The 23,825-nt window shown below is 65.9% G+C and carries 21 protein-coding genes and 1 pseudogene; 5 read left to right on the top strand and 17 right to left on the bottom strand.

The features are described from left to right. The first annotated feature begins 11 nt into the window (after nucleotides 1–11). The gene (locus tag O5K31_RS02580) at nucleotides 12–446 is read left to right on the top strand and encodes a DUF488 domain-containing protein (protein WP_269715575.1); all 435 of its coding nucleotides are present in this window, start codon (nucleotides 12–14) and stop codon (nucleotides 444–446) included. 61 nt (nucleotides 447–507) lie between these two features. Continuing rightward, nucleotides 508–1,344, top strand: a complete 837-nt coding sequence (locus O5K31_RS02575) for a crotonase/enoyl-CoA hydratase family protein (RefSeq protein ID WP_442867748.1) — start codon at nucleotides 508–510, stop codon at nucleotides 1,342–1,344. On the opposite strand, the gene O5K31_RS02570 is transcribed toward O5K31_RS02575, so the two are convergent. From O5K31_RS02570 to O5K31_RS02560, 3 genes are all read right to left on the bottom strand, one after another. Next, entirely contained in the window at nucleotides 1,341–2,552 is a 1,212-nt protein-coding gene (locus tag O5K31_RS02570) for a pentapeptide repeat-containing protein (protein WP_269715573.1), read from the bottom strand. The two genes, O5K31_RS02575 and O5K31_RS02570, sit on opposite strands and share 4 nt — an antisense overlap. A gap of 68 nt (nucleotides 2,553–2,620) precedes the next feature. After that, the gene (locus tag O5K31_RS02565; protein WP_269715572.1) at nucleotides 2,621–3,580 is read right to left on the bottom strand and encodes a magnesium transporter CorA family protein; all 960 of its coding nucleotides are present in this window, start codon (nucleotides 3,578–3,580) and stop codon (nucleotides 2,621–2,623) included. A 46-nt stretch (nucleotides 3,581–3,626) separates the two neighbouring features. Then, complete coding sequence (locus tag O5K31_RS02560) at nucleotides 3,627–4,331, bottom strand: CHAP domain-containing protein (protein ID WP_269715571.1); 705 nt, start codon at nucleotides 4,329–4,331, stop codon at nucleotides 3,627–3,629. Nucleotides 4,332–4,544: 213 nt separating this feature from the next. Between O5K31_RS02560 and O5K31_RS02555 the strand changes: the two genes are divergently transcribed. After that, complete coding sequence (locus O5K31_RS02555; RefSeq protein WP_269715570.1) at nucleotides 4,545–5,285, top strand: TerC family protein; 741 nt, start codon at nucleotides 4,545–4,547, stop codon at nucleotides 5,283–5,285. A gap of 50 nt (nucleotides 5,286–5,335) precedes the next feature. Here O5K31_RS02555 and O5K31_RS02550 read toward each other — a convergent pair whose 3' ends face one another. Next, the gene (locus tag O5K31_RS02550; protein ID WP_269715569.1) at nucleotides 5,336–7,498 is read right to left on the bottom strand and encodes a primosomal protein N'; all 2,163 of its coding nucleotides are present in this window, start codon (nucleotides 7,496–7,498) and stop codon (nucleotides 5,336–5,338) included. 117 nt (nucleotides 7,499–7,615) lie between these two features. Here O5K31_RS02550 and O5K31_RS02545 point away from each other — a divergent pair, with 117 nt between their 5' ends. Both O5K31_RS02545 and O5K31_RS02540 read left to right on the top strand, forming a co-directional pair. Then, nucleotides 7,616–8,293: a DUF484 family protein gene (locus O5K31_RS02545; protein ID WP_269715568.1), complete on the top strand. Its 678-nt coding sequence runs from the start codon at nucleotides 7,616–7,618 to the stop codon at nucleotides 8,291–8,293. Further along, nucleotides 8,290–9,204 (top strand): tyrosine recombinase XerC, encoded by a 915-nt coding sequence (locus tag O5K31_RS02540; RefSeq protein WP_269715566.1) that lies wholly within the window; start codon nucleotides 8,290–8,292, stop codon nucleotides 9,202–9,204. The genes O5K31_RS02545 and O5K31_RS02540 overlap by 4 nt, the downstream gene beginning before the upstream one ends. Here the strand turns inward: O5K31_RS02540 and O5K31_RS02535 are convergent. The 13 genes and pseudogenes from O5K31_RS02535 to O5K31_RS02475 all read right to left on the bottom strand — a co-directional run bounded on the left by O5K31_RS02535 (nucleotide 9,201) and on the right by O5K31_RS02475 (nucleotide 23,732). Continuing rightward, on the bottom strand, nucleotides 9,201–9,467 hold the full coding sequence (locus tag O5K31_RS02535) for a hypothetical protein (RefSeq protein ID WP_269715565.1): 267 nt from the start codon (nucleotides 9,465–9,467) through the stop codon (nucleotides 9,201–9,203). The two genes, O5K31_RS02540 and O5K31_RS02535, sit on opposite strands and share 4 nt — an antisense overlap. A gap of 55 nt (nucleotides 9,468–9,522) precedes the next feature. Then, nucleotides 9,523–9,906, bottom strand: a complete 384-nt coding sequence (locus tag O5K31_RS02530) for an acyl-CoA thioesterase (RefSeq protein WP_269715564.1) — start codon at nucleotides 9,904–9,906, stop codon at nucleotides 9,523–9,525. Nucleotide 9,907: 1 nt separating this feature from the next. Next, nucleotides 9,908–11,308, bottom strand: a complete 1,401-nt coding sequence (lpdA, locus tag O5K31_RS02525; RefSeq protein WP_269715563.1) for a dihydrolipoyl dehydrogenase — start codon at nucleotides 11,306–11,308, stop codon at nucleotides 9,908–9,910. Between the two features lie 24 nt (nucleotides 11,309–11,332). Beyond that, the gene (locus O5K31_RS02520) at nucleotides 11,333–11,668 is read right to left on the bottom strand and encodes a DUF3088 family protein (protein ID WP_269715562.1); all 336 of its coding nucleotides are present in this window, start codon (nucleotides 11,666–11,668) and stop codon (nucleotides 11,333–11,335) included. A gap of 6 nt (nucleotides 11,669–11,674) precedes the next feature. Beyond that, on the bottom strand, nucleotides 11,675–12,886 hold the full coding sequence (odhB, locus tag O5K31_RS02515) for a 2-oxoglutarate dehydrogenase complex dihydrolipoyllysine-residue succinyltransferase (protein ID WP_269716984.1): 1,212 nt from the start codon (nucleotides 12,884–12,886) through the stop codon (nucleotides 11,675–11,677). A gap of 183 nt (nucleotides 12,887–13,069) precedes the next feature. Next, nucleotides 13,070–13,228: pseudogene (locus O5K31_RS02510) on the bottom strand (biotin/lipoyl-containing protein); the annotation flags it as partial. Nucleotides 13,229–13,273: 45 nt separating this feature from the next. Continuing rightward, complete coding sequence (locus O5K31_RS02505; protein WP_269715561.1) at nucleotides 13,274–16,234, bottom strand: 2-oxoglutarate dehydrogenase E1 component; 2,961 nt, start codon at nucleotides 16,232–16,234, stop codon at nucleotides 13,274–13,276. Between the two features lie 186 nt (nucleotides 16,235–16,420). Then, nucleotides 16,421–17,305, bottom strand: a complete 885-nt coding sequence (gene sucD, locus O5K31_RS02500) for a succinate--CoA ligase subunit alpha (protein WP_269715560.1) — start codon at nucleotides 17,303–17,305, stop codon at nucleotides 16,421–16,423. Then, nucleotides 17,305–18,504, bottom strand: a complete 1,200-nt coding sequence (gene sucC / locus O5K31_RS02495; protein WP_269715559.1) for an ADP-forming succinate--CoA ligase subunit beta — start codon at nucleotides 18,502–18,504, stop codon at nucleotides 17,305–17,307. The genes sucD and sucC overlap by 1 nt, the downstream gene beginning before the upstream one ends. A 141-nt stretch (nucleotides 18,505–18,645) precedes the next feature. Continuing rightward, the gene (locus tag O5K31_RS02490) at nucleotides 18,646–19,932 is read right to left on the bottom strand and encodes a spinster family MFS transporter (protein WP_269715558.1); all 1,287 of its coding nucleotides are present in this window, start codon (nucleotides 19,930–19,932) and stop codon (nucleotides 18,646–18,648) included. Nucleotides 19,933–20,036: 104 nt separating this feature from the next. Next, on the bottom strand, nucleotides 20,037–22,250 hold the full coding sequence (locus tag O5K31_RS02485) for a TonB-dependent receptor (protein ID WP_269715557.1): 2,214 nt from the start codon (nucleotides 22,248–22,250) through the stop codon (nucleotides 20,037–20,039). A 189-nt stretch (nucleotides 22,251–22,439) separates the two neighbouring features. Next, nucleotides 22,440–23,138 carry a TetR/AcrR family transcriptional regulator gene (locus O5K31_RS02480; protein ID WP_269715556.1) on the bottom strand — a complete coding sequence of 233 codons (699 nt, stop codon included), beginning with the start codon at nucleotides 23,136–23,138 and terminating at the stop codon, nucleotides 22,440–22,442. Between the two features lie 45 nt (nucleotides 23,139–23,183). Next, the gene (locus tag O5K31_RS02475) at nucleotides 23,184–23,732 is read right to left on the bottom strand and encodes a DUF2306 domain-containing protein (protein WP_269715555.1); all 549 of its coding nucleotides are present in this window, start codon (nucleotides 23,730–23,732) and stop codon (nucleotides 23,184–23,186) included. Nucleotides 23,733–23,825: the final 93 nt, after the last annotated feature.

Here is a 23,825-nt window from a genome sequence, read left to right as displayed (position 1 = left end):
CGGGAGGTCCCATGCACCCCATCTTCACCGTGGGCTACCAGAGCGACACCCAAGGCGGCATGATCCAGCGGTTGAAGGCTGGCGGCGTCAAACGGGTGATCGACGTGCGCGCCGTCGCCTCCTCGCGCAAGGCGGGGTTCTCCAAGAGCCTGCTTGCCGCCAGCCTCAACGAGGCAGGCATCGAGTATGTGCATCTTAAGCCCCTAGGCACGCCCAAGCCGGGCCGCGACGCCGCCCGGGCTGGCCGCATCGACGAAATGCGCGAGATTTTCGAGACGCATATGGAGGAGACGGCATCACAGCTGGCGCTCAATCACGCCGAGAAACTGGTCGCTGAAAAGCCGAGCGCGCTGCTCTGCTACGAGGACCAGGCTTGCGACTGCCATCGCGCGATCGTGGCCGACAAGCTGAAGGCCCGCCTGAAATGCGAGGTTGTCGATCTGTGAGGCGCAGATAGGCTGGCTACCAACGATAAAAACGGGAGGCGTCAGTACGATGGGAGAGCACTTGTCCGAACCCAGTTGCTTCAAGGTCGAGATCGCGCACGGCGTTGCGCATATTCAACTGGCCCGACCCAAGGCCATGAACGCCATGAACCGAGCGTTCTGGCATCAGCTGCCGGCGATCATCGAGGACATCGACTGCAACGCCAAAGCGCGCTGCATCGTCATCTCCTCGACTGGCAAGCACTTCTCGGCCGGAATGGACCTGTCGGTGTTCGACGGGATCGGAGATTCCGGCGGCGCGGACCGCCACGTTTCGGGCGAGGCTTTCCGGCGCAAGGTGCATGCCCTTCAGGATACCTTCAGCTGCCTGGACAAGGCGCGCATGCCGGTGATCGTCGCCGTCCAGGGCGGGTGCATCGGCGGGGCGGTGGACATGACAAGCGCTTGCGACATCCGTTACGCCAGCGCCGACGCCTTCTTCGTGATCCAGGAGATCAACATCGGCATGACCGCCGATGTCGGCACCTTCCCACGTCTTTGCAAGCTGATCCCCGAGGGTTGGGTTCGGGAGCTGGCCTATACCGGCCGTCGCCTGCCTGCCCAGCGCGCCAAGGAGATCGGCCTGGTCAACGAGGTCTTCGAGACGCATGAGGAACTGGTCGCCCACGCCCTGGAAACCGGACGCGAGATCGCCTCCAAGTCGCCGCTGGCGGTGGCCGGCTCCAAGGTGATGATCAACTACGCCCGCGACCACACCATCGCCGACGGCCTGGATTACATCGCGACCTGGCAGACCGGCATGTTCGCTGGCAGCCACATGGCCGAGTCCTTCCGGGCCAAGCAGGAGAACCGCGAGGCGGTCTATCCGGACCTGCTGCCCCTGAGCAAAGAGCTCTAGGCGTCGAACTCGGCGTCACGCAGGTCGGCGCCCTCGAGCCGGGCATAGGTCAGGTCGGCTTCCAAGAAGCGCGCGCGGGGAGCGACCGCCCCGCGCAAATCGGCATGGCGAAGCACGGCGCGTATCAGGTCGGCGCGGATGAACCGTCCCTCCGCGATACGCAGCGGGCCAAGATTGGCGCCGCGCAGATCGGCGCGGGTCATGCGCGCACCGGTCAGTCGCGCGCCACGCAGATCAGCCTCCCTGAGACTGGCGCCCCGCAGGTCGGCTCCTGACAGGTCGCAGCCCTGCAGTTCCGCTCCATCCAGATTGACCCCGAACATCACCGCCTCGGGCGCCACCAGGGCGGTGAGCTTACGGCCCGCCAGCTTGCGCACCACGCGGAAATCCACTGGCGGCAGGCGTGCGGGGCGACCCTCGCGACCATCGCTAAGGCGCCAGCGTTCGTGGTCGGCCAACACATCCTCGAGCGGCTCGTCGTCGATATAGACGACAGTCGGCGGCTCGCGCAGGACGTCGCTGAGATCGGCGTCGGTCAGGCGCGCGCCGCTCATCTCCGCTTCAGCCAGATTGGCGCGTTTGAGCGAGGCGCCGGTCAGGTCGGCCTGGGCGATGTCCGCCTTGGACAGGTCCGCCCCGTCGAACACCGCCTTGCCTAGCTTCGCCCCACGCAGAGAGGCGCCGGTCAGGCAGGCGTCGGTGAAGTCGGCGGACTGGGCCGACGTTCCAGCCATACGGGCCCCGGCGAGATCAGCGCCGTGCAGGACGGCGTAATCCAGCTCACCGAAGCGCTTGCCGTGTTTGAGGATCTTCAGTCCCTGACGAGCGTCGTGAAGGGCGGTGCGCCCCTCGCGAAGGTCGCAGCCGCGCAGGTCCGCACCCGACAGATTGGCCCCGCGCAGGCAAGCGCCCCGCAGGTCGGCTCGCCGCAGGTCGCAGTTGCGCAGGTCGGCGTCTCGCAGATCCACGCCATAAAGCAGAGCGAGCTCGAGGGTCGCCCCGCGCAGGTCGGCGCCCTCCAGCACCGCGCCGGTCAGGTCAGCCTCGGTAAGGTTCGCGCCCTGCAGGTTGATGGCGGTCAGGTCGATATAGGCCAGACAGGCTCGCCGGCCGCCGCGGCGTCCGGTCAGATATCGCTCATGCGCCTCCAGAGCGGCGCGAACGGCGCTGATGTCCATCCGATGGAGAAGACTGGGCGAGCCGCGCATCACGGGTGGGTCGGACTGTTCCTCGAACGGCGATACGACCGCTCCCCACCCATATTGCGCAAACTTGGCTAGAACCAGCCCTTTCGGCGGAACCAGGCCAGCGGCAGGACCGCGGATATCAGCATCAAGCCGAGCGCGAGAGGGTACCCCCCCATCCAGCGCAGCTCGGGCATGTGTTCGAAGTTCATCCCATAGATCGCCCCGATCAGGGTCGGCGGGAGCAGGGCGACGGTGAACACCGAGAACATCTTGATGATGGAGTTCTGTTCGATGTTGATCAGGCCCAGGGCGGCGTCCAGCAGGAAGGTGACGTTGCCGGACAGGTAGCCGGCGTGGTCGGTCAGGGACTGGATATCCCGTTGCAGCGTCTTGATCCGGTCCGCGAGATCGCCGTTCATCTCCACCTGCCCGGTGATGCCGGCGTAGCCGACGAGGCGCGACAGGCTCACCAGGCTTTCGCGCGCCTTGGCGCCGGTCATCTGGGCGCGGCCCAGACGGTTGATGATCGCTTGAAAGCCATTGGTGCGTGGGGTGCGGAAGATCGTGGCGGAGACGCTTTCAACCTCGGCGGCCGTGCGTTCGAGGATATCGGCCACCCGGTCAACCACCGCGTCGAGGATGCCGACCATGAGCATCGCCCCATCCGAGTGGGGCGGCGGCTGGAGCTCGACCTGGGCGGCGAAGGCGATAAAGGCGCGCGGCTCGCCATAGCGGATCGTGATCAGTCGCTCACCCGCCAGCACAAAGGTGACAGGCGCCAGACCCGGCAGATCGGCGTCGCTGTTGATCAGGATCGAGGCGGTCATGAACGACGCGCCGTCTTCCTGATAAATACGCGACGAGGCCTCAATCTCGGCCATGTCCTCGCGGGTCGGCAGGGAGAGACCGACAGCCTTCTCCACCATCAACTCTTCTTCACGGGTGGGCTCGATCAGGTCGATCCACACCGTGTCGGACGGTACGCGCCAGTCATCGGTCAGGAGGGGGCATTCTAGCCCCGCGTCGCTGCGGCGAAGGAGTTTCAGCATGAACGACCTCCCAGGCTCCGGCTATCGCCCGAGCCTGGGGGCAAGGTCAACGCGGGCCGTCGCGTTCGTCTGAGGCCGGCGGACCTTGCGTGGTCGCGGCGGCGATCAGGGCGGCGATGCGGTCGGTGGCGTCGGTGGCCTGGGTGATCAGGCCGAAAGGCGAAGCGCCCGGACGCACGGCCGACGCCACGGTGGAAGCCGCCGACTGGGCCATGGCCATGGCCGCCGAACCGGCCTTGCCGACCTTCTCGCTGGCCGAGGCCAGGGCGATGGCCTGGGCGTTCTGATAGATGAAGCCGTGGGTCGAGTAGACTGTCGAGCCCAGGTCGCGGGCCGGGTCGTACCAGACCTTGACCTGGCTCCAATCGCCATTGGGCGAGACGTCGACGACGGTGACGTCCTTCTCCACCTGGCCGCGCGTGCCTTCGATGACGGACCAGTTGGCGTGTGTGATCTGGATGACGCGGTCGGTCAGCACCTGGCTGACGACGGCCACATGGCCCAGGCGCATGCGGCCCGTGGGCTGGAAGCAAAGAACCGAACCCGACTTGGGGGTGACGCCGGTCTCGTAGCGGCCGCGCGCCTGGCTCCACCAGGTGCGAGCGTCGCCGAAAATCTGAATCCCGGAAATCAGGCGCGCGAAAGGAACGCACTGCCAATAGCCGTCTGCGACTGCGCCGGAAAACGGCACGAGGCTCAAAAACAAAGCGGCGGCCAGGGAGCCGATGCCGGCTCTCGTCCGTTGACGCATGTTCGGGTACTCCCCCGCGACACTCGGGTTAAGGGGTAACCGTCTCATGGAGTTATGAAAAGAGGGTTTACGGTCGCAACCGATTAACCCTGTGGAAACCTTGTGAAACTTCGCCATAAATCGCGATTCTGATCCGATTGGCGTTGGGACTTTCCACGGACACGCTTAGATAGTCCGCACTCCCATTTTTCAGCAGCACATGGCCGATCAAACATGACCGACCTTCTCGCCCTCTTCGCCGATCCGGCCGTTTGGGCCGCGCTCATCACCCTTATCGTCATGGAAGTCGTCCTCGGGATCGACAACCTGATCTTCATTTCGATCCTCTCGAACAAGCTGCCGGAAGCCAACCGCCAGAAAGTTCGCCGCCTGGGTATCGGCCTGGCTCTGGTCATGCGCTTAGGCCTGCTGTCGGCCATCGCCTGGATCGTCGGTCTGACCGCCCCAGCCTTCTCGGTCCTGGGCAATGAGTTCAGCTGGCGCGACATCATCCTGATCGCCGGCGGCCTCTTCCTGGTTTGGAAAGCCACCAAGGAAATCCACCACTCGGTCGATCCGGCGCCGTCGAACGACATGCTGGACAAGACTCCGGCCACCGCCGTGGTGACCAATGTCGGCTCTGCGATTGTTCAGATCATCCTGCTCGACATCGTATTCTCCATCGACTCGATCCTGACCGCCGTGGGCATGACCGAGCACCTGCCGGTGATGATGATCGCCGTGATCGTGGCGGTGATCGTGATGCTCCTCGCAGCGGACCCGCTGGCCAACTTCATCAACAAGAACCCCACCGTGGTCATGCTGGCCCTTGGCTTCCTGCTGATGATCGGCATGGTGCTGATCGCCGACGGCTTCGGCTATCACGTGCCCAAGGGCTACATCTACGCGGCCATGGCCTTCTCGGCCGGGGTCGAGGCCCTGAACATGATCGCGCGGCGGCGAAAGCCGCATTGATCCAAGAACGCTGAAGGGCGGATCGCAAGACCCGCCCTTTTTCTTAGGCCCTACAGGAAGCTGTAGGGGTCCACGTCGATGGTCATGCGCACCGCATTGGGCGGTTTGGCCCGCGCCTTCCAGGCCGCCAGATAGCCCTGCAGATCGATGTTGCGGTCCGCCCGCACCAGCAGGCGCTTGCGCCGCCGCCCCCGGATCAGGCTGAGGGGCGCATCGGCTGGGCCAAACACCTCCACCCCCTCGGCATTCGGCGCCGCCGCCGCCAGGACGCGACCGTAAGCCTCCAGCGCCTGGGCGTTCTCGCTGGACAGGATAATGGCCGCCAGCCGGCCATAGGGCGGCAAGCCGGCGATCTCGCGCGCCGACATCTCGGCGTCGATGAAGGCCTCGCGGTCCTGAGCGGCCAGGGCCTGCATCACCGGGTGTTCGGGCGCATAGGTCTGCAGCATGGCGCGTCCGGGCTTGTCGTGCCGCCCAGCCCGCCCCGCCGCCTGGGCCAGCAGCTGGAACGTCCGCTCCCCCGCCCGCAGGTCTCCCCCGCGCAGGCCAAGGTCGGCGTCGACTACGCCCACCAGGGTCAGGTTGGGGAAGTTATGGCCCTTGGCCGCCGCCTGGGTCGCCACCAGGATATCGATATCGCCCCGCGCCATGGTCTCGACGAGCTCGCGGGCGCCGGCCGCGTCGAACACGGTGTCGGATGAGAACACGGCCACACGCGCATCCGGGAAGAGGGCCTGGGCCTCTTCCTGCACGCGCTCCACGCCAGGTCCGATGGAGACCAGGCTGTCCTTGGCGCCGCAGTGGGGGCAGGCCTCGGGCTTCTTCATGGAGAAGCCCGTCAGGTGACATATCAGACGACCGGTATAGCGATGTTCCACGAGCCAACTGTCGGTGTCGGGCGCCGTCATCCGCTCGCCGCAGGCGCGGCACAGGACGAGCGGCGCATAGCCACGGCGGTTGAGGAACAGCAGGGACTGCTCGCCCCGCGCAAAGGTTTCGCCCATGGCGCGGATCAGGGGAGGCGACAGCCAGCGGTCCTTCTCCGGCGGCGTTTCACGCAGGTCGATCAGGGTCACGTCAGGCAGACGCGCCGCGCCGTGACGTTCGGACAGCCGCAGCCAGCGATAGCGGCCGGCCTGAGCGTTCCACAGGGTCTCCAGAGAAGGAGTTGCTGACGCCAGGACCACCAACGCGCCCTCGATCTTGGCGCGGGCCACCGCCAGGTCGCGAGCCTGATAGATGAACCCCTCGTCCTGCTTGTAGGAGCCGTCGTGTTCCTCATCGACCACGATCATCCGCAACTTGGCGAAGGGCAGGAACAGCGCCGAGCGGGCGCCGATGACGATGCGGGCGGCGCCGGCGGCTACCGCCTCCCAGGTGCGCCGCCGACGGGGCGGGGTCACCGAGCTGTGCCACTCGCAAGGCGCCGAGCCGAAGCGCGCCTCGAACCGGGCGATCACCGCCTGGGTCAGGGCGATCTCGGGCAGCAGGATCAGGACCTGCGCCTCCGGGTCTTCCTCCAGGGCGCGGGCGACAGCCTCCAGATAGACCTCGGTCTTGCCTGAGCCAGTGACGCCGTCGAGCAGGGCCGACTGGAAGCCGCCAGCGCTGAAAAGATCGCCCAGGGCCTTGGCCGAGGCGGCCTGGCTGGGATTGAGCTCCGCGGCGGGCAGTGACAGGTCGGGCGGCGGCGGGTTCAGATGCGTCTCGATCAGACGCACTTCGAGCACACCCTCGTCCACCAGCCCCTTGACCACCCCGGCCGAAACGCCGGCTTCAAAGGCCAAGGCCGCGCCCTGCATCTGCCGGTCGCCGATGACCTCAAGCACTTTGGTCCGCGCGGGGGTCGCCCGACCCGGCTGCTTACCGGTCGCGACGATGAGCCTTTCCGGTTTCGGCGCGGGCGCGCGCAGGCCGCGCAGGGCTATGGCCAGGGGCCAACCGGGAGCGTCGACGGAATAGCGCGCCGCCCATTGCACGAAGGCCAGGGTTCCTGGCGGCAGGGGCGGCCCGGCAAGTTTCTCGGCCACGCTCTTCAGAGGCCGGTTCATGCCCGCCCCGTCGCGCAGGGCGGTGACGACCCCATGCATCAGACGCGGCCCAAGTGGCGCGGCCACGTGATCGCCGACAGCCAGATCCATGCCCTCGGGCTCGAAATAATCGAACGCCTCGGGCAGCGGCATGGGCAGGAGGATGGAGGCGACGCGCGGCATGGTCGGCCTTCACATGGGGGATAAATCCATCGGCGTCGAGGCTGTCTGGTTCATCGTCAAGCGGGCGTTAACCGCGTTGGGCGCTACATGGGACGGTTGTATTCAAGCGAGGCGCAAATGACGGACGCGACACGGGCATATGCCCTTCCGGACCTGGAAGCCGAAGCGGTGCGCGACTTCCTCCGCGCCGAGCCCGGCTTCGTGCGCGACGACTTCGACCTGCTGAAGGATCTGGGCCTGCGCCTGGACGCGGCCAATATCGTCGACTTCGGCCCAGCCGCCCTCGCCCAGGTCAGCGCCGCCCACAAGCGCGAGACCACGGCCCGCCGCCAGCTGGAGGCCACCGCGCGCGCCAATTTCGCCGCCCAGGCCCAAACCCACGCGGCGGTGATCGACATCCTCGAAGCCCGCAATCATTCAGATCTGGCCCGCCGCATCGACGACTTGGCCGTCAGCCGTTTCGGCCTGGCCGCCGGGGCCATCGCCCTGGAAGGCCCGGACCGCGTGCCCGCCGGCTGGTTCACCCTGGTGGACAGCCAGGTGGACATGATCCTGGACGGCCGCCACGCTCGCATGGGCTTTCATTTCCCGGCCCTGGCCATCTTCGGCGACAAGGCCGAGCTGGTGCGCAGCATGGCCATGGTCCGCATGAGCCTGTGGGGCGACGAGCGTCAGGCGATCCTGGCCTTCGGCTCGCCCGAGCATGACGGCTTCACCCCTGACATGGGTCCTGAGTTGGTGGCCTTCCTGGCCGAGGTGACCAGCCGCACCGCCGAGCGCTGGCCAGTACTGTGACCGCGCGGGAGGCTCTGGCCGCCTGGCTGGAGCACCTCACCCACGAAAAGCGCGCCTCGCCCCGCACCGTGCGGGCCTATGGCGACAACATCATGGCCTATCTGAACTTCCTGGAGCAGCACGAGGGCGGCCCGCTCGCCCTCGCTGACCTGGGCAAGCTGTCGGCTGGCGACATCCGCGCCTATCTGGCCCACCGCCGAAATGGCGAGCGCGCGCTCTCGCCCCGCTCCCTGTCTCAGGCGCTGTCGTCGATCCGCACCTTTCACGGCTTTCTCGATCGCCGGCTGGACACCCCCAACGCAGCTCTGGCCCTGGTCAGGGGGCCTAAGGTCGTACCGGGCGCCCCACGACCCGTCTCGGAAGACGCCGCACGCGGCCTGATCACCGAGGCGTCGCTCGATCCCGATCGCGAGGAATGGGAGGTCCTGCGCGACGAGGCGGTGCTGACCCTACTGTGGGGTTGCGGCCTGCGGATTTCAGAGGGGATGTCGCTGCTGCGGCGGGACGCCCCGCTGCCATCCAGCCTGCGGATCACTGGGAAGGGCGGCAAGACACGCCTTTCGCCGGTCCTACCGCAGGTGCGGGATACGGTGGACGCCTACGTCGCCGCCCTGCCCTTCAACCTTTCGCCCGACGAGCAGCTATTCCGCGCCAAGCGCGGCGGGCCGCTGAGCCCGCGCCACGTCCAGGCGTTGATGCAGCGGCTGCGCGGCCGACTGGGCCTACCCGCCAGCGCCACGCCACACGCATTACGTCACAGTTTCGCCACCCACCTGCTAGGCGCGGGCGCCGATCTGAGAGTCATCCAAGAACTTCTGGGCCACGCCTCGTTGTCAACGACGCAGCGCTACACCCAGGTGGACGCAGCGGGCCTGCTGGCGGCCTATGGCAAGGCGCATCCGCGGGCCTAGCGGCCGCTGCGGATGTTCTGCTCTACATTGTTGCGGACGATCATCGGAGCAGGGCAGCCATCGACGCGGCGGCCGACGGCCAGTTCCATCGCAGCCGTCGGCAGGTCGCCGAGACGCGAGGCGCGCTGCCCGTTGTCCGTCGGTTTGGTGACGGCGGGGATTAGCTGGCCAGCGACGCAGGCTGGAACAGGTCGGTTGTTCTCAGCGGGCTGATAGACCGGCTGGGCGGCCGCTGCCGCGGCGAGAAGGATCGCGATCAGCATGAGTGTCTCCCTCGTTCGAGAGAGAATACCACCAGAACTAGAGCGGAAAAGCGGCTTAAGCCGGGGGCAGTTCGCGCGGCCGGCGATCCGCGCCGATGGCGACGAAGGTGAAGGTGGCGCTGGTCACCTGATGGGTTTCGTCGGACTCACGGTGACGTCGCCAGGCTTCCACGTCAATCTTCATGGACGTGCGGCCAGTCGCCACCAGTCGGGCGTAGAAGCTGACCTCGTCGCCGACGACCACAGGCCGCAGGAAGGTCATGCTCTCCACCGCGATGGTGGCGGCGCGGCCCCGCGCTCGGCGCGAGGCCATGGTGCTGGCGGCCAAATCCATCCAGCTCATAAGCCAGCCGCCAAAGATGTCGCCCGCCGGATTGGTATCGGCAGGCATGGCGACCACCCGGATGACCGGTTCCTCGGGCGGTCGCGCGTCAGCCATCCTAGGCCTGCATGATCCAGCCCTCGACGCCCATGGCCGCCTGGCGCAGGGCTTCGGAGCGGGTGGGGTGCGGGTGGCAGGTGCGGGCCACGTCTTCCGAAGAAGCCGAGAACTCCATGGCCACGCAGTACTCGGCGATCATGTCGCCGACGTTCGGGCCCACCATGTGGACGCCCAGGATACGGTCGGTCTTGGCGTCGGCCAGGACCTTCACGAAGCCTTCGGCCTCGTGGTTGATCTTGGAGCGGCTGTTGGCGGCGAAGGGAAACTTGCCGACCTTGTAGGCGACGCCCGCGGCCTTCAGGTCTTCCTCGGTCTTGCCGACCGTGGCCACTTCCGGCTTGGTGTAGATGACGCCCGGGATGATGTCATAGTTCACGTGGCCGGCCTTGCCCGCGATCAGTTCGATGCAGGCGACGGCCTCGTCCTCGGCCTTGTGGGCCAGCATCGGACCCGTGGTGACATCGCCGATCACCCACACGCCGTTCACGCCGGTCTTGTAGTGATTGTTGGCGATGACGCCGCGCTTGTCCGGGGTCACGCCCACCGACTCCAGGCCGAGGCCCTTGGTGTAGGGGCGGCGGCCGATGGCGACCAGGACATAGTCGGCCTTGATGGTCTCGGCCGCGCCGCCGGCCACCGGCTCGACGGTCAACTCGACGCCCTTGCCGGTGTTCTTGGCACCGGTGACCTTGGAGCCCAGCTTGAAGCCGAAGCCCTGCTTCTGAAGCGAGCGCTGGAAGGTCTTGGCGGTCTCTTCGTCGGTGCCCGGCAGGATGCGGTCGAGGAACTCGACAACGGTCACTTCCGCGCCCAGGCGGCGCCACACCGAGCCCAGCTCCAGGCCGATGACGCCGGCGCCGATGACGACCAAGCTCTTGGGAACTTCCGGCAGGCTCAGGGCGCCGGTGGAATCGACGATGCGCTTGTTGTCGATCTCGACGCCCGGAAGCGGAGTCGGCTCCGAACCCGTAGCGATGACGATGTTCTTGGTCTCAAGGGTGGTCTCGGCGCCGTCTTCGCCCTTCACGACCACCTTGCCGGGACCGTCAATACGGCCCCAGCCCTTGATCCACTCGACCTTGTTCTTCTTGAACAGGAATTCGACGCCCTTGGTGAGGCCTTCGACGCTGTCGGCCTTCTGCTTCATCATCTGGGGCAGGTTCAGCTTCGGCTTCACCTCGATGCCTAGCGTCGCGAACTCCGAGCCGGCGGCGGCGTCGTAAAGCTCCGAGGCATGCAGGAGCGCCTTGGACGGCATGCAGCCGACGTTCAAGCAGGTGCCGCCCAGCTTGCCGCGACCTTCGACGACGGCGACCTTCAGGCCCAGTTGGCCAGCGCGGATGCCGGCATTGTAGCCGCCGGGACCGCCACCGATGATGACGACGTCGTACTGAGCCATGGGTCTAGCCTTGTCTTTCGTGGATCAGGGATGCGGCGGCGCGAGGTCGTGCCGGGCCGCGAGATAACGGGTGATCGGGCGGGCGTCGGACAGGAAGCTGGCGCCGTTCCCCTGCTGGATTTCCTCGCCAGTCGCGGGCTCGGCCAGGATCAGGACCGGGCAGCCCTGGTTGGCCTCGCCAATACGCTCGGCGATGTCCGCGCGCGGCTTGGCGTAGTCTACATGGACCACGTCAAGCACATCGCGCAGTTGAGGGTAGTAGGCCAGGTAGCCCTCCATCATCGCGCAGTCCGGGCAGAACCAGGGCTTGCCTGCGTCCTCGAACCCGAGCTTCAGCAGATAGAGGGTGTCCTTGGCCATCGGGCCTTAGAGCTCCAGCAGCAGGCGCTGCGGGTCCTCGATGGCTTCCTTGACCTTGACCAGGAAGGTCACCGCGCCGGCGCCATCGACGATCCGGTGATCGTAGGACAGGGCCAGATACATCATCGGACGGATTTCGATCTTGCCGTTGACGACCATCGCCCGCTCCTTGATCGCGTGCATGCCGAGGATGCCCGACTGCGGCGCGTTGAGGATCGGCGTCGACATCAGCGACCCGTAGATGCCGCCGTTGGTGATGGTGAAGGTGCCGCCCTGCATGTCGTCGATGCCGAGCTGACCGGCGCGGGCGCGCTTGCCCAGGTCGCCGATCGTCTTTTCGATCTCGGCCAGGTTCTTGGTGTCGGCGTCACGGACGACCGGAACCACCAGACCCTTGTCGGTGCCGACGGCGACGCCGATGTCGTAGTGGTTCTTGTAGATGATGTCCTGACCGTCGATCTCGGCGTTGACGTCCGGGATGTCCTTCAGGGCAGCGACGACGGCTTTGGCGAAGAAGCTCATGAAGCCGAGCTTCACGCCGTGACGCTTTTCGAAGACGTCCTTGTACTGCGCGCGCAGGGCCATGACCGCCGTCATGTCGACCTCGTTGAAGGTCGTCAGCATGGCGGCCGTGTTCTGGGCTTCCTTCAGGCGGCGGGCGATGGTCTGACGCAGGCGCGTCATCTTCACCCGCTCTTCGCGCTCGTGCAGGGCGCGCGGCGCGGTGGGAGCAGCGGCCGGAGCCGGAGCAGCGGCACGCGTCTCAAGAGCGGCGAGCGCATCACCCTTGGTGATGCGGCCGTCCTTGCCGGTGCCGGCGATCTTGGAGGTGTCCAGGCCGGTCTCGGTGGCGATGCGGGCCACCGACGGGGCCAGCGGCATGGCCGACGGTGCAGCGGCAGGAGCCGGGGCCGCGGCGGGAGCAGCAGCGGCAGGAGCCGGAGCCGCGCCCGAGCCGCCGCCGATGCGGGCCAGCACCTGACCCGGCGTCACGGCGGCGCCTTCGGCGGCGAGAATTTCGGACAGCACGCCGTCGGACGGAGCGGCCACTTCGACCGCGACCTTGTCGGTCTCGATTTCGACCAGGACTTCGTCCTTTTTCACGGCGTCACCGGCCTTCTTGGTCCACTTGCCGACCACGCCCTCGGCGACGCTTTCACCCATGGTCGGGGTGGTGACTTCAACGCCGCCGGTCGAGGGCGCCGAGGTGTCCGGCAGCGGGCCCGAGGTCGGCGGGGCCTTGCCCTTTTGCGGTTCGGGCTGGGCTTCGCCAGCTGGAGCGGCGGCTGACTGAGCCGGCTTGGCGGGCGCGGCGCTCGCCTTGCCGCCTTCGGCCACGCGACCGAGGACCGCGCCGGCGACAACGGTGGCGCCTTCTTCGGCGGTTACGGCTTCCAGCACGCCGTCGGCCGGAGCCACGACTTCGAGGCTGACCTTGTCGGTCTCCAGTTCGACGAGAAGCTCGTCCTTCTTCACCGCCTCGCCGGGTTTCTTGGTCCAGCGCGCCACGGTGGCTTCGCTAACGGATTCGCCCAGGGCGGGGGTCAGGATGTCGGCCATTGGTCTTCCGATTTTCTCGTTCTGTCTGCGTGCTGTGGGCGCCGATTAGGCGAACGCTTCCTCGAGGAAGGCTTGTAGTTCCTTGACGTGGCGGCTCATCAGGCCTGCGGCCGTCGAAGCCGAGGCCGGACGGCCCGCGTAACGGGCGCGCTTGGCCTTGATCTTCATCTTGTCGAGCGTCAGCTCAAGCCACGGATCGACGAAGGTCCAGCCGCCCATGTTCTTGGGTTCTTCCTGGCACCAGACCAGGTCGGCGTTCTTGAAGCGGCCAAGCTCGGTCATCAGCGACTTCATCGGCCACGGATAGAACTGCTCCAGGCGCAGGATGTAGACATCGTCGACGCCGCGCTTCTCCCGCTCGTCCAGCAGGTCGTAATAGACTTTGCCCGAGCAGACGACGACCTTGCGGATCTTGTCGTCGGCCTTGAGTTTGATGGTGGTGTTACGGCCCCACTGGGCGTCGTCCTGCAGCACGCGATGGAAGGTCGAGCCTTCCGCCAGGTCGGCCAAGGACGAGATCGCCTTCTTGTGACGCAGCAGGGATTTGGGCGTCATCAGGATCAGCGGCTTGCGGAACTCCCGGTGCATCTGGCGACGCAGGATGTGGAAGTAGTTCGCCGGCGTGGTGCAGTTGGCGACCTGCATGTTGTCTTCGGCGCACTGCTGCAGGAAGCGCTCAAGGCGGGCCGAGCTGTGCTCGGGGCCCTGGCCTTCGTAACCATGCGGCAGAAGCATCACGAGGCCGCTCATGCGCAGCCACTTGCGCTCGCCCGAGCTGATGAACTGGTCGATGACCACCTGAGCGCCGTTCACGAAGTCGCCGAACTGACCTTCCCACAGGGTCAGGGTGTTCGGATCGGCCAGCGAGAAACCGTACTCGAAGCCGAGCACCGCCTCTTCGGACAGGGCTGAGTCGATAACTTCATACGGGGCCTGGCCCGGACGGATGTTGTTGAGGGGCGTGTAGTGCTCCTCGGTGGTCTGGTCGATCAGGTCCGAATGGCGCTGGGTGAAGGTGCCGCGAACCGAATCCTGGCCGGACAGGCGAACGGGAACGCCCTCGTCGAGAAGGCTGGCGAAAGCCAGATGCTCGGCGGTGCCCCAGTCGAGGCCCTCGCCCTTTTCGATCGCTTCGCGGCGGCCTTCGATGACCCGCTTGACGGTCTTGTGGATGTCGATGCGCTCGGGGACCGTGGTGATCGCCTTGCCGAGATCCTTGAGCTTTTGCAGCGGCACCGCGGTCTTGCCGCGACGGTCTTCGTCACCGGGCAGGGCGAAGCCGGCCCACTTGCCGTCCAGCCAGTCGGCCTTGTTGGCCTTGTAGTTCTTGCCGGCCTCGAACTCGGCGTCGAGGAAGCTCTCAAACTCGCCCAGCCACTGATCGACCTGGCCTTCGGTGACGACGCCCTCAGCGACCAGGCGGTTGCTATAGAGCTCGCGGGTCGACGGATGGTCCTTGATCTTGGCGTACATCAAGGGCGAGGTCATCGTCGGGTCGTCACCTTCGTTGTGACCGAACCGGCGATAGCAGAACATGTCGATGACCACGTCCTTGCCGAACTTCTGGCGGTACTCGGTGGCCACCTTGGCGGCGAAGACGACCGCTTCGGGATCGTCGCCGTTCACGTGGAAGATCGGGGCCTCGACCATCAGGGCTACGTCGCTCGGATAGGGCGATGAGCGCGAATAGCGCGGGCTGGTGGTGAAACCGATCTGGTTGTTGACGATGAAGTGGACCGTGCCGCCCGTGCGGTAGCCCTTCAGGCCCGACAGGGTGAAGCACTCGGCCACCACGCCCTGGCCCGCGAAGGCCGCATCGCCATGCAGCAGCAGCGACATGACGTGGCCGCGGCCAGCGTCCGGCTGTTCGCGCAGCTTGAAGGCCTGTTTGGCGCGGGCCTTGCCGATCACGACCGGATTGACGATCTCCAGGTGCGACGGGTTGGCGGTCAGAGACAGGTGGACCTTGTTGTCGTCGAACTCACGGTCCGACGAGGCGCCCATGTGATACTTCACGTCGCCCGAACCCTCGATGTCGGAGGGCACGGAAGAGCCGCCTTGGAACTCGTGGAAGATCACGTGATAGGGCTTGCCCATCACAGCGGCGAGCACGTTCAGGCGGCCGCGGTGGGGCATGCCCAGAACGATGTCGGTGACGCCCAGGGCGCCCCCGCGCTTGATGATCTGCTCCATGGCCGGGACCATGGCTTCGCCGCCGTCGAGGCCGAAGCGCTTAGTGCCGGGGAAACGCTTGTGCAGGAAGCGCTCGAAACCCTCGGCCTCGATCAGCTTCTTGAGGATCGCGACCTTGCCTTCATTGGTGAAGGTGATCTCCTTGTCTCGGCCCTCGATGCGCTCCTGCAGCCAGGCCTTCTCCTCGATATTGGAGATGTGCATGTACTGCACGCCGACATTGCCGCAGTAGGTGCGCTTCAGGATGTCCAGGATCTGGCGGACCGAGGCGGTCTCCAGGCCCAGCACGAAATCCAGGAAGATCGGACGGTCATAGTCGGCCTCAGAGAAGCCGTAGGAAGCCGGGTCCAGTTCGCTGGCGTCCTGCTTGGGGTCCAGGCCCAGCGGATCGAGATTGGCCGCCAGATGGCCGCGCATGCGATAGGCGCGGATCATCATGATGGCGCGCAGGCTGTCGAGCGTGGCGGCGCGGACGGCTTCCGAAGAGGCGCCGGGGGCCTTGGCCTCGATCGCCTTGCTCACCTTGGCTTCGACGGCGGGTGCGACACTCGGCCACTGTCCGTCGAGGGCCGAAAGCCAGTCCGGACGAGGCGACGGAACCTGGCGCGGGGTCCAGGACGGGTCCTGGGCGGCGCGCTGGGCGTCGGAAGCCTGATCTTTCAGGGAGGCGAAGAAGGCGGCCCAGGAGGCCTCCACCGATCCAGGATCGGCCGCCCAACGGGCGTAGAGGTCCTCCACGAAGGCCGCATTGGCCCCGTAGAGGAAGGAGGTTTCAGTCAAAACCTGGTTGATCAGCCCTGCGTCGTCCGCCATCTGGCTCGCCTTCGATCCGCTAACGGGGACAGGGCTTAACCCCGTCCCCGTAAAGATAGTCTCTCAAATCACCCGCCCATTCCCGCATTTCGCAAGGAACCCAGGAGATTTTTTCGGATCGTCGGACCGGCGGTCGCAAAAAGCCTGGGTCCCCGCGAAAGCGGGGATAGGTGTACTTAGATAGGTCTAGCCCTTCAGGACTTCCAGAAGGGTCTCGCCCAGCTTGGCCGGCGACGGCGACACGCGGATGCCCGCAGCCTCCATCGCAGAGATCTTGTCCTCGGCGCCGCCCTTGCCGCCCGAGATGATCGCACCGGCGTGGCCCATGTGACGCCCGGGAGGCGCTGTGCGGCCGGCGATGAAGCCAACCATGGGCTTCTTGCGGCCGCGCTTGGCTTCGTCGCGCAGGAACTGAGCGGCTTCTTCCTCGGCGCTGCCGCCGATTTCACCGATCATGACGATCGACTGGGTCGCATCGTCAGCCAGGAACATCTCCAGCACGTCGATGAACTCAGTGCCCTTGACCGGGTCGCCGCCGATGCCGACGGCCGTGGTCTGTCCCAGGCCCGCGTTCGTGGTCTGGAAGACCGCTTCGTAGGTCAGGGTGCCGGAGCGGGACACGACGCCCACCGAACCCTTGGAGAAGATCGAACCGGGCATGATGCCGATCTTGCACTCGCCCGGCGTCAGGACGCCCGGGCAGTTCGGGCCCAGCAGGCGCGACTTGGAGCCGGCCAGGGCCTTCTTCACGCGCACCATATCCAGCACCGGGATGCCTTCGGTGATGCAGACGATCAGGGGGATCTGGGCGTCGATGGCTTCCAGGATCGAGTCGGCCGCGAAGGGCGGCGGAACATAGATCACCGAGGCGTCGGCGCCGGTGGCTTCCTTGGCTTCGGCGACGGTGTCGAACACCGGCAGGCCGACGTGCGTCTGGCCGCCTTTGCCCGGGGTGACGCCGCCGACCATCTTGGTGCCATAGGCGATGGCCTGCTCGGTGTGGAAAGTGCCTTGAGCGCCCGTGACGCCCTGGCAGATGACCTTGGTGTTGGAGGTGACGAGAACCGACATTATTTCGCGCCCTTCACGGCGGCGACGATCTTCTCGGCGCCGTCGGACAGATCGTTGGCGGCGATGACGTTCAGGCCGCTTTCCGAGATGATTTTCTTGCCCAGCTCGACATTGGTGCCTTCGAGACGGACGACCAGCGGAACCGTCAGGCCGACTTCCTTCACTGCGGCGATGACGCCCTCGGCGATGATGTCGCAGCGCATGATGCCGCCGAAGATGTTGACCAGGATGCCTTTGACGGCCGGGTCAGCGGTGATGATCTTGAAGGCCGCGGTGACCTTCTCCTTGCTGGCGCCGCCGCCGACATCGAGGAAGTTGGCCGGCTCGGCGCCGTACAGCTTGATGATGTCCATGGTGGCCATGGCCAGACCGGCGCCGTTGACCATGCAGCCGATTTCACCATCGAGGGCGATGTAGGCCAGGTCGAACTTCGAAGCTTCGATTTCCTTCGGGTCTTCTTCCGAGGTGTCGCGCAGCTCGCGGATGTCGGGGTGACGGAACAGGGCGTTGCCGTCGAAGGACACCTTGGCGTCCAGAACTCGCAGGTGGTCGTCAGCGGTGACGATCAGCGGGTTGATCTCCAGCATGGCCATGTCCTTGGCCAGGAACGCCGTATAGAGCTGGGTCAGCAGCGAGGCCGCTTCCTTGGCCAGACCGCCGGTCAGGCCCAGGCTCTTGGCGAGCGCGCGCTGGTGGGTCGGCCACACGCCGGTGGCGGGGTCGATCGAGAAGGTGTGGATTTTTTCAGGGGTGGCGTGCGCCACGTCCTCGATGTCCATGCCGCCTTCGGTGGAGCAGACCACCGAAACGTGGCTGGTCTCACGGTCGACCAGCAGCGACAGGTAGAATTCTTTCGCGATCGCCGCGCCTTCTTCGATGTAGAGGCGGTTGACCTGCTTGCCCTTGGGGCCTGTCTGGTGGGTCACCAGCACGCGGCCGAGCATTTCGGCGGCGTTGGACTTGACCTCTTCCACCGACTTGACGACGCGGACGCCGCCTTTGGCGTCGGGGGCGAGGCCCTCGAACTTGCCCTTGCCGCGGCCGCCGGCGTGGATCTGGCTCTTCACGACGAAGACCGGACCACCCAGCTTCTTGGCGGCCTCTTCGGCCTCCGCGGGGGTGAAGGCGGCGAAGCCGCGCGGAACGGGAACGCCGAACTCTGCGAGAACGGCTTTGGCTTGATGTTCGTGGATGTTCATGAGGTTCCGGTCGCCGATGCGCTTTCGGGAAGTCGCGGCGTTATAGGAGCGGCATTTCGCAGGCGCAACCGGGCTCGGTCGAATAGCGCCGTTCGAACCAAAAAGCCGCGCTTGTTGGGGCCGATCAACCCCAACCCGCCCCTAATCCACCCAATCTTTCGCCAGACGACGCGACGCCAGCAGCAGAAGCGTTGCGCTGAGCAGGTAGAATCCGAGCCCGAAATAGATGGCGTAGCGCATGGATTCGGCTCCAAAGCGCGGCGCCAGCAGGTCAGAGGCGAATCCGAAGAACCAAAGACCGACGGCGATGCCGAACAGATTGTTGATCAGCAGGAACAGCGCCGAGGCCGTCGAACGCATGGTCGCGGGGGCCATGTGTTGGGCGGCGGTGATCACCGGTCCCGCCCAAGCCAGGTTCAGTCCGGTGGGAATCAGGAAGATCAGGAACGACAGCACCAGGGACTTGGTGTTCATGGCCAGAAGGAAGCATGGCAGGGCCACCAGGAAGCAGATCGCCGGCACAAAAGCGTAGGCGCCCTTGGTCTTGCCGCCGAAGCGGTCGCCCAGCCAGCCGCCGAGCCAAATACCCGCCACACCGCCGAACAGGGCGACGCCGCTGTAGAACCAGGAGGTCTCCACCAGGGTCAGGCCCAGGCTGCGCATGAAGAAGGACGGCAGCCAGAAGGCCACGCCGTAGCCGCAGACCGACGAACAGGCCGCGCCGAACGACAGCAACCAGAAGCTGGGCTTGGGTGCCACGGTGCGCACCACCTGCATCAGGCTAGGCGCTTTTTCGGGCGTCGCCTCGACCGCAGGCAGGTTCTCATAGCCGCCGCGGCGCGGATCCTTGACGGTCAGGCGGAAGATTGGCGCGATCAGCACCCCGGCCAGACCCACGACGATAAAGGCCGCGCGCCAGTCCACCGCCGCCGCGATCAGCCCGCCGAACAGCACGCCCATGGCGGTGCCCACGGGAATGCCGAAGGAATAGACAGCCAGAGCGCGGGCGCGCTGCGCCTTGGGGAAATAGTCGGCGATCATCGAATAGGCCGGGGCCACGCCGCCCGCCTCGCCCACGCCGACGCCCATGCGGGCGAAAAACAGCGACCAGAAGCCGCCCGCCAGGCCGCAGACGGCGGTGAAGCCGCTCCAGACCGTCAAGGCGCCCGTCATGATCCAAGTGCGGCTGAACCGATCGGCCATCCAGGCGATCGGCACGGCCAGGGTCGTGTAGAGCGCGGCGAAGGCTACGCCGCCCATCAGGCCCAGTTGGGTGTCGGTCAGGCCAAGATCAGCCTTGATCGGCTCCTTGAGGATGCCGAGGATCTGCCGATCCAGAAAATTGAAGGTGTAGACCACCACCAGAATGAACAGGACATAGGCGCGATAGCGCGGGCTCGGCGCCGGGGTCGTCGTCGGGGTGGTCATCAGCGATCCATGATCATGAAGCTTGGCCTGCACTCTTGCAGACGGAAGGCGGACAAGGAAAGGGCGGCGGCTCCTTTCGAAACCGCCGCCCCCTCAAGTCGTGCTTAGAACTTGTACTGGATCGTCGCGGTCCAGGTCCGCGGCGGGCCGTAGAAGCCGATGATCGAGTTGTTGTAGGTCGCGCCCGGGAAGCTGTAGCCGCCGACGCGATATTCCTCGTCGGTCAGGTTCTTGCCGTACAGGGCCACCTGCCACTGGTCGCCCGGCGCATCCCAGACGATGCCCAGGTCAACGAGGGTGTAGCCCTTCTGATCAAGGACCGGATCAGCCACGTCGAACAGGTGATAGTCGTCGCGATAGGACAGCGACGGAGTTACGCGCAGCGTGCCGCCGGCCAAGGCCGTCTTGTAGGTGACGCCCAGATAGCCCGACCATTCCGGCGAGTTCTGGAACTCGCGGGTGTCGGAAATATCCACCGGCGTGCCAGTGATGTTGGTGATGAACTCGTCGAATTCGGCGTTCAGATAGCCGACCGCGAAGTTCGCCGTCAGGCTTTGGGTCAGATAGGCCGAACCTTCGAACTCCGCACCCCAGATGGTCGAGGCGCCGGCGTTGTCGACGATGGAGGCGATGCCGACCTGCGGCGGCGTGGCCACCTGCTGGGTCGTGATCTGCTGGTCCTTGTAGTCTGAATAGAACCAGGCGGAGCTGAACTGCAGGCGGCGCTCGAAGAGCGAGCCTTTCAGTCCGATTTCATAGGCCTTCACTGTCTCCGGCTCGTAGCCGTTGACCGTCTGCGGCGTCAGGAAGGCGTCGCCGCGCATGTCCCAACCGCCCGACTTGAAGCCATCGCTGTAGGAGGCGTAAGCCGTCAGATCGTCGCTCAGCTCGTAGGAGACGCTGAAGCGCGGGGTGAACTCCTCGAAGTCCTTGTCCGCCACATAGTTGGTGCGGGTCTGCAAGATTGCGCGCGGCGTGCCCCCCAGGATCGGGGTGCGCGTGGCGCCCAGATAGAAGGCGCGGAACACGTTGGCGTTCTTGCTGTCCTGGGTCCAGCGACCGCCCACCGACGCCTTCAGGCGGTCGGTGATGTCGAAGCTGACGTCGGCGAAGGCGGCCAGCGAGGTGGTGGAGACCTTGCCCGACGAATTGATGGCGAGGCCCAGGTTGCCGGCGACGGTATCGAAGGCGCCCTTGGCGAAACCGTTCATGTAGTAGACGCCGGCCACGCCTTGGACGCGGTCGGTGTTGAACTGGACCTGGAACTCCTGGCTGAACTGCTCGTCGGCGTAGAAGGCCGGAATGTCGAGCGTCGGGGCCGGGGTGCCGTCAAAGTCGATGATGGTGTCGGTGTAGCTTTCGCGGCCGGCGCTGATCGACTTCAGGGTGATGATGTCGTTGACGTTCCACTGACCGGTGACCGACCACCCCTCGGTCTCGACCGAGTTCTTGCCGGCGATGCCGGCGCGGGTGTCATAGACGTCGTCCAGGACGGCGGCGTCAGCCCCCGTGCCCGGCAGTTCCCGGTGACCGTGACGCGGGTTGGAGTCGTCCTTCACACGGTCATAGGCGACCCGGAAGAACAGGTCGTCGTTCGGCGCGTATTCAGCGCTGGCGCGGTAGGCGAAGACATCCTTGTCGTAGTGCTCGTCGCCGGTGTTCAGGTTCTTGCCGAAACCGTCACGGTCATAGGACGCGACCGAGCCACCGATGGCCAGTTGGTCAGTCAGCGGCACCGAGCCGGTGACCACGACGTCGCGCTGGTCGTAGGAGCCCAGCGAGCCGCGGGCGGTGAACTGAGGGCGGGTCAGGTCGAGCTTCTTGGTGACGTACTTGATCGCGCCGCCGATGGTGTTGCGGCCGTACAGCGTGCCTTGCGGGCCGCGCAGCACTTCGATGCGCTCGATATCGAAGATATCCAGCACCGCGCCCTGCGGACGGGCCACGTAGACGTCGTCCACATAGAGGCCGACGCCTGGCTCGAAGCCCCAAAGCGGGTCCTGCTGGCCGACGCCGCGGATGAAGGAGATCAGGGTCGAGTTCGAGCCGCGGGCGATCTGGACCGTGGCGTTGGGGGTCTGCTGTTGCAGGGTGGTGATGTCGCTGGCGCCCATGGCCTCCAGGCGCTCGGCTCCCAGAGCCGAGACCGAGACCGGGACGTCCTTGAGCGACTCTTCACGGCGGCGGGCCGTGACGACCACTTCCTCGATGTTGAATCCGGGTTGCGTGGCGGGGGCGGCGTCCTGGGCGAAAGCTCCCGAGACGAACGCGACTTGCGCCGCGCTGGCGAGCAGCGCGACTTTAAGAATGGATTTCATAATCCTCGTCCTCCCTAGCGCCCGTTCGTTCGGTCGCCTTGTTGATTCGCAAATTCATCGAAGTGCGAATTAGGCGCAGTTTTTGCGGAAGTTCATGCATCGCGAAAGTGCGACCGAACGCAGCACGATTATTTTTCATCAGATGATGAATTGGCGCCACAGTGAAGCCATCGCCGACGCTTGGCGAGCTTAGCCCTTGCCGCGCGCCGCCACGGCCTCGAAACCGGCCGCGCAATAGGCGAACAGACGGGCGCGGATGGCCGCCAGGTCGCTGGACCGGCACAGGCCGTCGGACAGGGCGTCGATACGGCCAGTCTCCGACAGGGCTAGCATCATCGAGCCGGTCAGAAACTCGTAGCACCAGAACAGGTCAGCCTGGCTGGCCTTTGGCAGAGCGCGGCTGAGCGCGTCCACCAGCCGGCGCACCACCGGATCGAAGAAGCGGTGCATGGTGTCCCCGCCCCAGCCCGGCGTGTTGTTCACCTGGGCCACCAAGGCGAAATAGCTCTTCCAGCCCGGCCCGCCGTTTTCGGAGATGCGCAGCAGGGGATCGATGAACGCTTCGATCACGCCCTCGCTGGTCAGAACGCCGCCGGAGGCTTTCTCATAGGCGTCCATGGACGCCACCCGTTCGCGGTTCAGAATCTCGGCCCGGCGCAGGAATACCGCATCGAACAGCTCGCGCTTGGCGCCGAAGTAGTAGTGGATCAGGGCGGTATCGACGCCGGCCTCGGCCGCCACCTGGCGGGTGGTGACGCCATAGAAGCCGTGACGGGCGAACAGCTGCTCGGCCGAATCGAGGATCGTCTCCTTGAGATCCAGCCCCGCGTGTTTGGACGGACGCCCCCGTCCGCTGGCCCGGGGCTTTTTCGGCGTAGCAGCGTTCATGGTCCCGTTCGTAGGCCCGCCACGGCGGGCTTGGCAATGGCGGGACTAGCCGAACATCATCTCCCACATCATCCGGCCGGGCACAAAGGCGGTGATCCCGGCGATCACCAGACCGCCCACGAACAGGCCGGTCATCATCCGGCCGTGAACCCGGACATTGTGGCGACGCGCCTGGGCGATGGCGAACGGCAGGGCGATCAGGGTCCAGCCGGCGAACAGGTGCAGGAAGCTGAAATGACCCGGCCGGATGGTCTGGATGAACAGGGACGAGATCGCCGCGGAGGCCATGGCTACCGACCAGGTCCAGCCAAGCACGCGATGCTGTGTGTTTCCCTTCACACCGGTCAGCAGCGCGCCGCCAATGATCAGGGCGACCGCGACCGACGCCACGTGAATCTGGATTTGCAGCGGCGCCCGCGCGATCAGACCGAAGTCTGGCCAATGCAGTCGCATGTCCAGCCCGCTCAAGAATCTTAGAAAGCCGTCTGTCCGTCCGCCCAAGGCCAGCCATGTCAGCAGACCGGTGGCCGCCACGCTGATGGCGATCGTGCGGATCAGGTTGCGGGTTCCGGTCAGGGGCGAATGCTGCGACATCTTCGATCTCCGTTCGGCGGCGCTGGCCGCTCGTGGGAGAGGGACTAGACGGGACGCGGACGAGGTTCATTACAAGGTGCGTGAAGGAGCATC

The organism is Caulobacter sp. NIBR2454 (assembly GCF_027474405.1).
Taxonomy (GTDB): Bacteria; Pseudomonadota; Alphaproteobacteria; order Caulobacterales; family Caulobacteraceae; genus Caulobacter.
The sequence above is the reverse complement of the archived record's forward strand: the minus strand, read 5'-3'. Positions and strand labels throughout refer to the sequence as shown.

Excerpts from the sequence above, each read along its gene's own strand:
- O5K31_RS02580 (WP_269715575.1), top strand. The coding sequence starts at position 12 with ATGCACCCCATCTTCACCGTGGGCTACCAGAGCGACACCCAAGGCGGC.
- O5K31_RS02570 (WP_269715573.1), bottom strand. The coding sequence starts at position 2,552 with ATGCGCGGCTCGCCCAGTCTTCTCCATCGGATGGACATCAGCGCCGTT.
- O5K31_RS02565 (WP_269715572.1), bottom strand. The coding sequence starts at position 3,580 with ATGCTGAAACTCCTTCGCCGCAGCGACGCGGGGCTAGAATGCCCCCTC.
- O5K31_RS02560 (WP_269715571.1), bottom strand. The coding sequence starts at position 4,331 with ATGCGTCAACGGACGAGAGCCGGCATCGGCTCCCTGGCCGCCGCTTTG.
- O5K31_RS02555 (WP_269715570.1), top strand. The coding sequence starts at position 4,545 with ATGACCGACCTTCTCGCCCTCTTCGCCGATCCGGCCGTTTGGGCCGCG.
- O5K31_RS02550 (WP_269715569.1), bottom strand. The coding sequence starts at position 7,498 with ATGCCGCGCGTCGCCTCCATCCTCCTGCCCATGCCGCTGCCCGAGGCG.
- O5K31_RS02545 (WP_269715568.1), top strand. The coding sequence starts at position 7,616 with ATGACGGACGCGACACGGGCATATGCCCTTCCGGACCTGGAAGCCGAA.
- O5K31_RS02535 (WP_269715565.1), bottom strand. The coding sequence starts at position 9,467 with ATGCTGATCGCGATCCTTCTCGCCGCGGCAGCGGCCGCCCAGCCGGTC.
- O5K31_RS02530 (WP_269715564.1), bottom strand. The coding sequence starts at position 9,906 with ATGGCTGACGCGCGACCGCCCGAGGAACCGGTCATCCGGGTGGTCGCC.
- lpdA (WP_269715563.1), bottom strand. The coding sequence starts at position 11,308 with ATGGCTCAGTACGACGTCGTCATCATCGGTGGCGGTCCCGGCGGCTAC.
- O5K31_RS02520 (WP_269715562.1), bottom strand. The coding sequence starts at position 11,668 with ATGGCCAAGGACACCCTCTATCTGCTGAAGCTCGGGTTCGAGGACGCA.
- O5K31_RS02505 (WP_269715561.1), bottom strand. The coding sequence starts at position 16,234 with ATGGCGGACGACGCAGGGCTGATCAACCAGGTTTTGACTGAAACCTCC.
- sucD (WP_269715560.1), bottom strand. The coding sequence starts at position 17,305 with ATGTCGGTTCTCGTCACCTCCAACACCAAGGTCATCTGCCAGGGCGTC.
- sucC (WP_269715559.1), bottom strand. The coding sequence starts at position 18,504 with ATGAACATCCACGAACATCAAGCCAAAGCCGTTCTCGCAGAGTTCGGC.
- O5K31_RS02490 (WP_269715558.1), bottom strand. The coding sequence starts at position 19,932 with ATGACCACCCCGACGACGACCCCGGCGCCGAGCCCGCGCTATCGCGCC.
- O5K31_RS02485 (WP_269715557.1), bottom strand. The coding sequence starts at position 22,250 with ATGAAATCCATTCTTAAAGTCGCGCTGCTCGCCAGCGCGGCGCAAGTC.
- O5K31_RS02480 (WP_269715556.1), bottom strand. The coding sequence starts at position 23,138 with ATGAACGCTGCTACGCCGAAAAAGCCCCGGGCCAGCGGACGGGGGCGT.
- O5K31_RS02475 (WP_269715555.1), bottom strand. The coding sequence starts at position 23,732 with ATGTCGCAGCATTCGCCCCTGACCGGAACCCGCAACCTGATCCGCACG.